We start from the raw sequence: 10922 nt of genomic DNA, 5'->3' as shown, positions 1-10922 counted from the left end.
GGCCCACACCCCCGCCCGCTGCCGCATCCCTGCCCGCGGCCCGGTCCGAACCGGGGAGCAGCTCCGGACGGGGGAGCGGGTCGGGACCGGGGAGCGGACCCGCGGCCGCGAAGGGGTCGGCGTCCGGGAAGGGCCCCGCGCCGTGGAAGGGCTGGGCGGCCGTGTGCGCCGTCGCGCTCGGGATCTTCTGCGTCATCACCTCCGAGCTGCTGCCCGTCGGGCTCCTCACCCCGGTCGGCGCCGATCTGGACGTCTCCGACGGAACCGCCGGGCTGATGGTCACCGTGCCCGGGCTGGTCGCCGGATGCTGCGCCCCGCTGGTCACCGTCGGCGCCGGCCGGCTCGACCGGCGGCTCGTGCTGTGCGTGCTCATCGCCGTGATGGCCGCCGCCAACCTCGCCGCCGCCCTCGCCCCGAACTTCGCCGTCGTGCTGGCGGCCCGCCTGCTGGTCGGCGTCAGCGTCGGCGGCTTCTGGGCCATCGCCGGCGGGCTCGCCGTACGCCTCGTCCCCGAGCGCCACGTCGGCCGGGCGACCGCCCTCGTCTTCGGCGGCGTTCCCACCGCCTCCGTGCTCGGCGTGCCCGCAGGCACCCTGCTCGGCGAAATCGGCGGCTGGCGGACCGCCTTCGCGGCGGTCGGCGCCCTCGGCCTCGTCACGCTGACCGCCCTGCTCCTGCTGCTGCCCGCGCTGCCGCCGACCCGCCACATCGGCTTCCCCGAACTGCCCGCCCTGCTCCGCGGGAACCGTGCGGTCCGGGCGGGGGTGATCGTCACCTTCCTCGTGGTGACCGGGCAGTTCGCCGCCTACACCTTCGTCCGGCCGATCCTGCAGGACGTCTCCGGCATCGACGCCGGATACGTCAGCACGCTCCTGCTCGGCTACGGCGTCGCCGGCGTCGCGGGCAACTTCCTGGCCGGGGCGCGCGACGCGTACCGGACGCTGTTCGTGGTCAGCACCTGCCTCACCGTGATCCTCGCGCTCATCGCCGTCCTCCCGGGACCCGTCGCCGGGACCACGCTGCTGCTCGCCTGGGGACTCGCGTACGGCGGGGTCTCGGTGAGCGTGCAGGGCTGGATGATCAAGGCGTCCCCGGACGCGCCCGAGGCGGCTTCCTCACTCATGGTGGCCATGTTCAACCTCGCCATAGCCGCGGGCGCGCTGTTCGGCGGCCTCGCCGTCGACGGCATCTCCGCCCCCGCCGCCCCGCTCGGCGGAGCCGCCCTGATGCTCGCCGCCGCCTGCACCGTCTGGGCCACGGCGGTCCGCCGCACCGACAGACGGGATGGACGGGTGGATACCGGACAACCGGCTTGACCCGGACCCTGCCGGAGGGAAAGAGTGCGCCGATCAAGAACCACCGCTTGAGCCGCACTTCGGAGATACGTCAAATGTCCACATCCGTCCGCTCATCGCTCGTCCCGGCCACGACCGGCGGTTCTCCGGCACTCGGCACCCGCGGCGTCCCCGCCGCCGGTGTGCCCCTGGCTCCCGCCGCCCGGCGGCCCAGAGCCTGACCGGCCGGGTGGGGGCCGGCACCGCACCGCCGCGCCGGCCCCCGTCCCTGCCGGGGAGACCACCATGTCCCAGCACCCTGATGAGAGCGGGCTCGTCCCCGACGACCACCTGCTCGTACGCCCGTACGTCGCCCCCTCGGGCCGACCGCCCCGGTCGACGGCGCCCGCCTGGCCGCAGACCGGACCCCTCGCCTTCCCCGGACCGGCGCGCGGCCCGCAGGCCGGTGGCCCCGACGCAGTCCCCGCCCGCGCCCCCGCCGATGCTCGCGGCGCCATTCGCCGTGCCGCGGACCCCGGGAGCCGAAGCCGGCTTCCGCTGGCCGTCGGCACCCTGCTCGCGCTCGCCGTGGTCGGCGCCCTGGTGCTCCTGCTGGGCGGGCCCGAGCCGGAACCGCCCCGGACCGGGCCGCCGCCCGAGTTGTCCCTGCCGGTGCTCCCGGCGCGCAGCCCGGACGCCGACGCCACCGGAGGATCCCGGCCGACCGCGTCCGTACGGTCCGGGGAGCCCTCGGCCACCACGACGACGGAACCTTCCCCGACCGGGAGCGAGGACGCGGAGCCGACGCCTTTGCCCAGCGCGTCGCCGCGGCCGTCGAGTGCCTACGTGACCCTGCGGATGGGGGACAAGGGGCCCGAGGTCCGCGCCCTGCAGGAGATGCTCTACGGGCAGGGGTTCACGTACGTCTCCGTCACCGGCGTCTACGACGGCCAGACCAAGCGCGGCGTCAGCCAGCTCCAGCGCGACCGGTCCATCAAGGGAGACCCGCAGGGCGTCTACGGCCCCGCCACCCAGGCGGCGATGAGGTAGCGCCGCCGGGCCTCCGGCGGCCTGCGGGGATCAGCGGCCGCCGGAGACCCGCAGCACGGTTCCCGTCGCGTACGAGGCCTCCGGGGACAGCAGCCAGGCGATGGCCCCGGAGATCTCCTCGGGCCGGCCGGGCCGCCCGAGCGGGATCCCGGCCGCCGCCCGCGCCGGGCGGTCGGGATCACCCATCGCCGCGTGCATGTCGGTCTCGATGATGCCGGGCGCCACGGCGTTGACCCGGATCCCGTCCGGGCCGAGCTCCTTGGCGAGGCCCACGGTCAGCGCGTCGGTGGCCGCCTTGGTCGCCGCGTAGTGCACGTAGTCGCCGGGGCTGCCGAGGGTGGCGGCCGCCGAGGAGACGTTCACGATCGCCCCGCCGCCTGATTCCGCCATGTCCCGGGCGGCCCGGCGGCAGCACAGCAGGTACCCGAGGAGGTTCACCTCGACCACCCGCCGCAGGTCCTCGGTCCGGGCGTCGGCGAGCCGGCCCAGCGGGCCGGTCACCCCGGCGTTGTTGACCAGGCCGGTCGGCGTGCCGAGTTCGGCGCCGGCGATGTCGAAGAGCCGCTCTACGGCGCACTCCTCGGAGGTGTCGCCGCGTACGGTCACGCAGCGGGCCCCGGCGGCCCGTACGCGCTCGGCGACGGCCTCGGCGGCCGCCTCGTCGCGGGCGTAGCCCAGTGCCAGGTCGTGCCCGTCGGCGGCCAGCCGCAGAGCGGTCGCCGCGCCGATGCCCCTGCTGCCGCCGGTGACGACGGTGACCGGACGTCGTCGTGCCACGGGAGCCTCCTGAGGACGGTGCAACAGCGGATGCCGGAACACAGCGCGCGGGGCGGCAGGCTAACACCGTGATATTCGCTGGACCAGCGAAAATGCCGACCGGAGAGTGATCGTCACCGACGCGCCGCCGCAGGACCGGCGCGTCGTCCGCGTACCTGACGCCTGCAGGAGCCGTCCATGTCGACTTTGAGAGTCACCGCCGAAGAGCTGACCGTCCACGAGCATCCGAACGCCGACGCGTTGGAGCTGGCCCAGGTGGGCCTGTACCGCGCCGTGATCGCCAAGGGCGCCTACCGCACCGGCGAGTTCGCGCTCTACATACCCGAACAGGCCGTGCTGCCCGCCGAGCTGATCGAGGAGCTCGGTCTCACCGGGCGGCTCGCCGGCGGCTCCGCCGACCGGGTCAAGGCGGTCCGGCTGCGCGGCGAACTCTCGCAGGGCCTGGTGTGCCGGCCGCGCGCGCTCGCCGACGTCGACCTCGTGCAGGCGGCCGAGGAGGGCACGGACTTCGCCGAGCTGCTCGGCATCACCAAATGGTCCCCGCCCGTACCCACCACGATGAACGGCGACGTCGAAGCCGCCGCCGACCTGATGCCGTGGGTCGACATCGAGAACCTCCAGCGTTACCCGCACATCTTCGAGCCGGGCGAGCAGGTCGTCCTCACGGAGAAACTGCACGGCACCGCCTGCCTGTTCACGTACGTGGCCGACGAGGAGCGGTCCATCGTCTCCTCCAAGGGCTTCGGCTCGAAGGGGCTGGCGCTCAAGGAGGACGAGCGCAACCTCTACTGGCGGGCCGTACGCGGCCACGGCGTACCGGCCGTCGCGGCGGCCCTGGCCGCCCGGCTCGGCGCCACCCGGGTCGGGATCTTCGCCGAGGTGTACGGCGCGGGCGTCCAGGACCTGGCCTACGGGACCGACGTGCGCACTGCCGACACGCCGCCCGGATACGCCGTCTTCGACGTGTCCGCCGAGATCGACGGGCAGGTGCGCTGGCTGGACCCGGCCGCCGTCCTCACGGACGGGGAACTGCCGCTGGTTCCAAGGCTGTACGAGGGTCCGTACGACCTCGACACGGTGCTGGAGCTCGCGAGCGGCCGGGAAACCGTGTCCGGGCGGGCCGTGCACCTGCGCGAGGGCGTCGTGATCCGCCCGTCGACGGAGCGCTACAGCCCGGTCGTCGGCGGCCGGGCCATCGCCAAGGCGGTCAGCCCCGCCTACCTGACCCGCAAGGGCGGCACCGAGTACGAGTGAGCGTCCAACGCTTCTAGGATGATCCGATGTCCCGGACCGATGCCTTGTCGAGGGCGCTCGACACCCCGGGGGATCCGCGGCTGCGGCCCCTTCCGCCCACCGTGTCCGCGCTGTTGCGCGCGCTGGCCGCCCCGCCCCGGCTGGCCGCGCACCTGCGGCTCGTGCACGACGTCGCGCACGAGCTGGCCGACTGGCTGGCGGGGCACTGCCCGGCCCTGGCCTTCGATCGGGAGGCGGTGCTCTTCGGCGCGGCCACCCACGACATCGGCAAGACCGTGCACACGGCCGAACTCGGCGGGCCGGGCTCCGAGCACGAGCCGGCGGGGCGGGAACTGCTGCTGGCGCACGGGTTCACCGAGCGGCAGGCCCGGTTCGCCGCGACGCACGCCGCGTGGGGCGAAGACGGGGTGACCACCGAGGAGTTGCTGGTCAGCCTCGCGGACAAGGTGTGGAAGGGCAAGCGGGTCCAGGACCTGGAGGACCTCGTGGTGGGCCGCCTCGCGGGGGCGACCGGCGCCGAGCGCTGGGAGGCGTTCCTGGAGCTGGACGGGGTGCTCGGGCGGATCGCCGAGGGGGCGGACGCGCGGCTCGACTTCCAGGCCGCCTTTCCCGTGCAGGCGTGACCGGCCCCGGGTGAAGGGCCCCAGGCGGCCGGCCCGCCTCACCGGCCCCGCCCGACCGGCCGTGCCGCGCCGCCGGTGTGGGACGCGCCGCGCCGCGTTCGCCCCGCATCGTGGGGTGGGCGCGGCGTGCGTGGTGGGATGGACCGGGGGCGGGTCCACCAGCACACGGAGAGGTCGGGTACATGTCCCAGTCGGGCCGGAGCAGCCAGGTAACCATGCGGGCGATGGCGTACGAGACGTACGGCGGGACGGAGGTGCTCTCCGAGATCAGGCTGCCGCTGCCCAAGTACGGCCCCGGCGAGGTGCTCGTCCGGGTGAAGTACGCCGCGGTCAACCCCGTCGACTGGAAGATCATGTCGGGCGGTCTCGACGCCCTGATGCACGTCGTCTACCCGGTGATCCCCGGCTGGGACGTGGCCGGCACCGTCGAGCGGGTCGGCATCGACGTCCCCGAGTACGCCGAGGGCGACGAGGTCATCGCCTACGCCCGCAAGGACTACGTGCACGGCGGGACCTTCGCCGAGTTCGTCACCGTGCCCGTACGCGCCCTCGCGCACAAGCCCTCCTCGCTGAGCTGGGCCGAGGCCGCCGGTCTGCCGCTGGCCGGGCTCACCGCCTACCAGCTGCTGACCCGCCTCGGCACCGGCAAGGACGACACGGTCCTCATCCACGGCGCCGCGGGCGGTGTCGGCTCGCTCGGCGTGCAGATCGCCCGCGTGCTCGGTGCCCGCGTCATCGGCACCGCCTCCCCCCGCAATCACGACCGGGTGCGCGAACTCGGCGGCGAACCCGTCGAGTACGGAGACGGCCTCGCCGACCGTGTCCGCGCCCTCGTGCCCGACGGGCCCACGGTCGTCGCGGACTTCGTGGGCGGCGTCGGAGGCGTCACCCGGGAAGTGCTGCACGACGACGGCCGGCACGCCTCCATCGCCGATCCCAGCGTGCTCGGGTCGGGCGGAGAGTGGATCTGGGTCCGCCCGGTCGGCAGCGACCTGGCCGAACTGGGCCGGCTCGCCGACAGCGGACAGCTGAAGGTGCCTGTCGCCCAGACCTTCCCGCTGGCCGAACTGGCAGCGGCCTTCGAGCTGAGCCAGGGCGGACACACGGCGGGGAAGATCGTCATCGAGGTCTGACCCCGCCCCCGGAGACACGACGCCAGGTCGGGTCAGGTCAGGTCCGGCACCTCGCCGCAGGCCGCCCGGGTGACCTCGACCCCCGGCAGGCCGGCCCGCCACGGGCCGGCCAGCGCGGCCAACGCCGCAGCGTCCGGCGGGGCGGAGCCGAGGCCGATCGCGTAACGGGCGAGGCCGGGGCCGGACTCGAAGGGGCGAGGCCAGGCGTGCGCATCCGTGACACCGGCCCCCTCCAGGGCGCCGAGCAGCGCCCGCAGCCGCCCGCGCACCCGGCCCAGGGTCTCCTCGAACCCCCCGCCGGACGTGCGTACGGTCACCACCGCCCAGGCCGCGTGCCGGCGGTGCAGCGGCGGCGGGGTCACCACCGCCCGGCCGGCGCCGTCCGGCCCGGCCTCCAGCAGCTCCCAGGCCCGGTACAACTCCTGGACCAGCAGGTCCCGCAGGCCCGGTCCGACCTGGGCGGTGCAACTGCGCACCGGCTCCGAGGGCGTGAGGACCGTGACCGGATCCGGTCCCGCTGGGGCCGCCGCGGCCGACGGCGCCAGCCCGACCGGCTCCCGCCAGTCCCAGGCGGCCCACCGGCCGAAGAACTCCCGCAGCAGGGCGTCCGGAGCCAGCGCCCCGGCCTCCTCGACCGTACGCGCGGCCAGGACCGCCCAGGCGAGCCCCGGCAGCCCGCCGAACGGGGCCGAGTCCAGCCCGCGGGCCCGAGCCCACGCCTTCACCTCCCGCGCCAGCCGGGCGAAGGCGGCATGCTCCGCGCCCACCCGTTCCCGTACGGCATCGGCGTCGCTCACCGCGCTCAGCGCGACGGAGGCCGCCTCACCCAGTTCCGCCCGCCGTGCCACCGCGTGCGCGGGATCCAGTCCGCCGGTGGCCACCGCCACCAGGTCCACGGACAGCGCCCCGACGCGGAACCGCAGACCCGGCACCCGCGCCCCGGTCACCTCGCGCAGCGGCCCGGCCTCCGGGAGGGCGGCAGCCAGCAGGCCCCGTACGCCGGTGACACCGGCCTCCCCGGGCAGCGCCGCCACCAGGTCCAGGTCGGCTCCGGGCAGTGCGCAGCCCATCCGGCGGGATCCGGCCACGTGCACCTGCGCCCCGCCGAGGGCGGCCCGGACGCGGGCGACGACCGACTCGGCGTGTCCGTGCGGCGCCACCGGGCCGGGCTCAGGACCGAGCGCGTGCCCGGGCTGGAGACCGCTCGTACGCCGGGGGTCACGACCGCGCTCGTGGCCGGACTCCGGCTCCGGCTCCGGCTCCGGCTCCCAGCGCACCTCGCCCGTCCCCAGCGCCACCGTCGCCCGGACCCGCATCGCTCCGTCCCCCCGCCGCGAGAGCACCGCCAGCTCCCCGACCCGCGAGGAGACCCCGCCGCCGAGCCGGGCCGTGAACTCCGCGACCGCCCGCTGCGGGTCCTGGCTGCGCCCCAGCGTCAGGTGCGGGGTGTACCCCTCGGCGCGCCCCCGGCAGCCCGGGAACCGCTCCGTCAGGGCGCGCCTGAGATCCTGCCAGGGCGCGTCACCCGCAGCCGCCGGGTCCAGCCAGACGGTGGCGTCCTCGCGGTGCCCGAAGCTGTGCACGCCCTCCAGCCGTGCCTCGAAGGGCCCCGTTCCGGCGGCCGCTTCGGCCAGCAGCGGCAGGGCCTGGTCGAAGGAGGACTCCGGCACGAAGCCGAAGAGCAGGTTCACGTGCGCGGGCCAGCGGGCGGCCTGCGGGTCGTGCTTCCGGCGCACCTCCCGCACCGCCTCCGGCAGCCGCGGCGGCAGCCACGCCACCGCCGTCCGCGCGGTCGCCGGCACGTCGAGCCGCTCCGGCCCGCCGCCGGGCACCCCGAACTCCACGGTGGCCTCCACCCCGAAGTGGTCGGAGATGAACAGCCCCTCCTCGGCGGGCACGTCGCCGCGCAGCGCCGCCCGTGTCACCCGCGCCCCCGCGGCGCCCAGCAGGATCCGGTCCAGCCGGGAGGCACGCCCGGACAACGAGCCGACCGCGGCCAGCGGATTGGCCCCCGGGTCGAAGGTCGGCGTACCGTCCGCCGCCCCGTGCACGTCGCTCCAGGCGTCCCGCATGCCCAGTGCGGCCGCGGGCCCTTCGGCTCCGTGGCGGCCGTCGTTGAAGTCGCCCAGCAGTGCCACGGCGGCTTCGATGCCGGCCAGTCCCTCCGCGAGCCGGGCCAGTTCGGCGTCCCGCCGCAGATGCCCGTTCTCGGTGTGATCGCTGGTGAGGTGGGTGGCGGCGACGACCAGCGGGCCGGCCGCGGTGTCCACCGTCACGGCGGTGACCGCCTTGTGCGGGCCGAGCTGGTGCATCCCCGCCTCCCGGACCGGCAGCCGGCTCAGCACCAGCAGCCCGCACTCGGTGACGTCCCGGCCGCCGGGATCCGTGCCGATGGCGTACCCGGCCCGCACCCACGGCGCCGCCAGCAGCATCGAGAGCAGTGCGGGCTCGACCTCCTGCAGCGCGATGACGTCGGCGTCGGCGGCCGCCAGATCGGCCAGCAGCAGCGGCCTGCGCCGGGCGGTGGCGATGCGCGGGGCGTCGTACCGGTCCCAGAGCGTGTTCCAGGTCAGCAGCCGCACCGCCGCGGAGCCGCCCACGGCCGCGCCGCGGGGCGGGGTCTGCGCGGGCCGCCAGGCACCCCCGCCCGCCGGGTCCCACGCGTACGGGGTCCGCGCGGTGAAGAACGGGGCCCGCAGCAGGCGCGGATCGCGGACCCGGCCCGCCGCGGTGGCATCGATCCGGTCCACACCCGTGGCCCGGTCCCAGACCAGTTCGCCGTCCGCCTCGACGAACAGCACCCGGTGCCAGGGGATGTCGCCGCCGGGCACGAAGGAGGGCAGCGGAACCCGCTTCGGCGCCGCCCCGCGCTGCAGCAGGCCGAGCACGAACCGCGCCGGATCGAACCGCGGGTCCCAGCGGACCTGGTGGTAGAGCTGCTCACTGGTACGCATCAGATTCCCCCGCAGATCGTGTCCGGGCCGTCCGCGAGGCCGCCCGCCGCGTCCTCCACGCCCCCGCCCGCACCGATGTACCACGTACGGTGCGTCTGACCGGCGTACGGGGGACTGAACCGGTGCAGCTGGGAGGTCAGCACCTGCTCCGGCACCGGATGCGGGCGCACGGCGTTGCGGCGCCGCAGCTCCGGCTCGTCGACCAGCACCACGGCGTGGGTGACCAGCGCGTCGCGGCGCCGCGCGACCGAGCCGGCCAGACCGCGCTGCTGGTCGGTGAGCGAGGTGGCGTCCCACACCACCGTCCCGCCCCGGGCCAGGGCGGCGTCGAGGCGGTCCAGGCCCTTGCCCAGCACGTCCGCGTTGGCCCGCTGGTCCGCACGGGAACCCCGGGCGGCACGCAGGTCGTCGAGACTGATGTACGCGTCCACGCCGGGCAGGCCGCGGGCGAAGGTGCTCTTCCCGCTCCCCGAGGGGCCGCTCAGCTGCACCAGCCGGGGAAACGTTCCGTCACGCCACTGCCAGGTCGCCGCCACCGCCTCCTCGACCACGTCGCAGCCGACGCCGGGACCCCAGCCGAGGCGCGCGGCCGCGATCCTGCCCTGCCCGATCGCCCGGCGGGCCTCCGCCCAGCAGCGGTCGGCCGCGTCCGCGTCCAGCCCGGCGAAGGGCTGACGCAGCGCGGCGCGCAGGGACCCCAGCGGATCCGGGCCGCCGAGCAGCCCCGCCTCCTCGGCCCACAGCGCGGACCACTCCACGTGCTCACGCGCCTCCGGTCCCTCGGCCAGTGCCCCGGCGAGCGCGTGCAGCGCGCCGAGATCGGCCGCCACGGCCATCCGGACCAGCCCGGCCCGCCGGTCCGCGTCGGGGAACGGCCGCTGCAGGTACGGGTACAGCCCCGCCAGGTCGCCGACCCGGCGGGCGAGTCCCATCCCGGCCGGGCCCGCCGCCAGCCGCGCCGCGATCCGGCCGCGGGGCTCGCGCCGCAGCAGGGCGGCCAGCACTCCGGCCAGCCGGTCCTCGCCGGTGCGCCCCGCCCCGTCGATCCGGGCGGCGACCTCGGCGACGTCATCGGCCACGTCCTCGGCCACGCCCGGGTCGGCCTCGTCCACACCGGCGCCGTCGGTCCCGCCCGCCCCGACGGCAGCGGCCAGCCCCGCCACGTCCGGTTCGGCCCCCGAGCGCACCGCCCACAACGGGGCCGCAGGCCCGAGCCCGTTGGGCACGACCTCGGCGAACATCCAGTGCGTACCGGTCTGCACGTGCCCGCCCCGCACCCACTTGGCCACGCACCGCCCGAACTCCTCGCGTGCGAAGCCGGCCGCCGTCCGCACGACGTACCCCTCCTCCCGCGCGGTGTCGAGCTTCAGCTTGCGGAGCGTGCGTTCGTCGAAGGCGCCCCGCCACAGCACGCGCGGCGTGGGGACCCCGAGGCCGCGCAGGAACCGTACGGTCCGGTCCCAGTCCAGGCAGCGCTCTCCGTCCCACACCGCGAACCCGTAGAACCAGCTGTCCAGATCCTCGTACGGGATCGAGTGCCGCGCGTACAGGTTCTCCCCGCACACCCGCCAGCCGGCCGGAATCCCCGGGCCGATCCTGCCCTGGAGCCGCTTGACCCAAGCCCGCGAGGGATGGTGCGCCGAATCGAGGGAGCGGGCGTGCAGGCCGTCCGCGTACAGGGTGGTGTTCTCCCCGTCGAGCTTCTCCGTCACCACCACCTCGCGTCCGGCCAGCCCCTCCAGCCCGACGGTCCGGACGTCGTCCGCCGAGGCCCCGGGGGACCAGGGCAGGTGAGGCGTACGGGGATAGTGGGTGCGCATGATCCGCTCCTGCTCGACGACGTGGTGCCTCGTCACT

8 protein-coding genes and 1 pseudogene are annotated in these 10922 nt (G+C 75.8%); 5 read left to right on the top strand and 4 right to left on the bottom strand.

All coding sequences use genetic code 11. The annotated features are described in order from the left end of the window. A pseudogene (locus tag PV721_RS18035) lies at positions 1 to 196 on the bottom strand (hypothetical protein); the annotation flags it as partial. On the opposite strand from PV721_RS18035, the gene PV721_RS18030 reads away from it, so the two are divergent. Together PV721_RS18030 and PV721_RS18025 are read left to right on the top strand one after the other, a co-directional pair. Continuing rightward, the gene (locus PV721_RS18030) at positions 162 to 1316 is read left to right on the top strand and encodes an MFS transporter (protein ID WP_319725390.1); all 1155 of its coding nucleotides are present in this window, start codon (positions 162 to 164) and stop codon (positions 1314 to 1316) included. The pseudogene PV721_RS18035 and the gene PV721_RS18030 sit on opposite strands and share 35 nt — an antisense overlap. Before the next feature lie 264 nt (positions 1317 to 1580). After that, the gene (locus tag PV721_RS18025; RefSeq protein WP_319725388.1) at positions 1581 to 2324 is read left to right on the top strand and encodes a peptidoglycan-binding domain-containing protein; all 744 of its coding nucleotides are present in this window, start codon (positions 1581 to 1583) and stop codon (positions 2322 to 2324) included. A gap of 30 nt (positions 2325 to 2354) precedes the next feature. On the opposite strand, the gene PV721_RS18020 is transcribed toward PV721_RS18025, so the two are convergent. Continuing rightward, the gene (locus tag PV721_RS18020; protein ID WP_319725385.1) at positions 2355 to 3101 is read right to left on the bottom strand and encodes an SDR family NAD(P)-dependent oxidoreductase; all 747 of its coding nucleotides are present in this window, start codon (positions 3099 to 3101) and stop codon (positions 2355 to 2357) included. Between the two features lie 177 nt (positions 3102 to 3278). Here PV721_RS18020 and PV721_RS18015 point away from each other — a divergent pair, with 177 nt between their 5' ends. The 3 genes from PV721_RS18015 (at position 3279) to PV721_RS18005 (ending at position 6111) form a co-directional block, all read left to right on the top strand. Further along, positions 3279 to 4355 (top strand): RNA ligase (ATP), encoded by a 1077-nt coding sequence (locus PV721_RS18015; protein ID WP_319725384.1) that lies wholly within the window; start codon positions 3279 to 3281, stop codon positions 4353 to 4355. A gap of 26 nt (positions 4356 to 4381) precedes the next feature. Beyond that, positions 4382 to 4978, top strand: coding sequence for an HD domain-containing protein (locus PV721_RS18010; RefSeq protein ID WP_319725381.1), 597 nt, complete (start codon positions 4382 to 4384; stop codon positions 4976 to 4978). A gap of 215 nt (positions 4979 to 5193) precedes the next feature. Continuing rightward, entirely contained in the window at positions 5194 to 6111 is a 918-nt protein-coding gene (locus PV721_RS18005) for an NADP-dependent oxidoreductase (protein ID WP_319725401.1), read from the top strand. A 32-nt stretch (positions 6112 to 6143) separates the two neighbouring features. Here PV721_RS18005 and PV721_RS18000 read toward each other — a convergent pair whose 3' ends face one another. After that, complete coding sequence (locus tag PV721_RS18000; protein WP_319725379.1) at positions 6144 to 9065, bottom strand: poly(A) polymerase; 2922 nt, start codon at positions 9063 to 9065, stop codon at positions 6144 to 6146. Next, positions 9065 to 10885 (bottom strand): RNA ligase family protein, encoded by a 1821-nt coding sequence (locus PV721_RS17995; protein ID WP_319725399.1) that lies wholly within the window; start codon positions 10883 to 10885, stop codon positions 9065 to 9067. Before PV721_RS17995 ends, PV721_RS18000 begins: the two co-directional genes overlap by 1 nt. Between the last annotated feature and the right edge of the window lie 37 nt (positions 10886 to 10922).

Origin of the sequence: Streptomyces sp. MB09-01 (genome assembly GCF_033794505.1) — a bacterium.
Lineage (GTDB): Bacteria > Actinomycetota > Actinomycetes > Streptomycetales > Streptomycetaceae > Streptomyces.
The sequence above is the reverse complement of the archived record's forward strand: the minus strand, read 5'-3'. Positions and strand labels throughout refer to the sequence as shown.